Origin of the sequence: Bartonella sp. TS82HLJMH, assembly GCF_042193495.1 — a bacterium.
Lineage (GTDB): Bacteria > Pseudomonadota > Alphaproteobacteria > Rhizobiales > Rhizobiaceae > Bartonella > Bartonella grahamii.
Genome location: NZ_JBHILU010000079.1, coordinates 1 through 308, shown reverse-complemented (window position 1 = coordinate 308; position 308 = coordinate 1). Strand labels below are relative to the sequence as shown.

The window sequence follows — 308 nt, the reverse complement described above, 5'->3', positions numbered from 1 at the left end:
GGTAACGTGTATAGAGATGTTGGCTCTGCGTTTTGGGGAGTAGATAATGCATTCAGAGGTGTAAAGGATGAATTCAACGGTGTAAAAAATGAATTCACAAATTTTAAACTTAATATAGGAAATACTATTAAGTATGAGGTTGGAAACGCTGTTGATAATGCATTTGCAGGTTGGGGAAATGTTTGGGGGTTGTATCAGAAGGAAATTAATAATAAAATTGATAAAATCTTGTCTGATATGATTGTTAAGCAAGATTCTGCAGGGACTATTACAATTGGTGCGAACAAAAGGGGCTATGTAATAGACGT

Annotated in this window: 1 protein-coding gene; it reads left to right on the top strand. The window is 35.1% G+C overall.

The genetic code is table 11. The features are described 5' to 3' along the window. The coding region (locus ACFIKO_RS09330; RefSeq protein ID WP_375673894.1) for a hypothetical protein at positions 1–308 on the top strand (308 nt) is incomplete at both ends.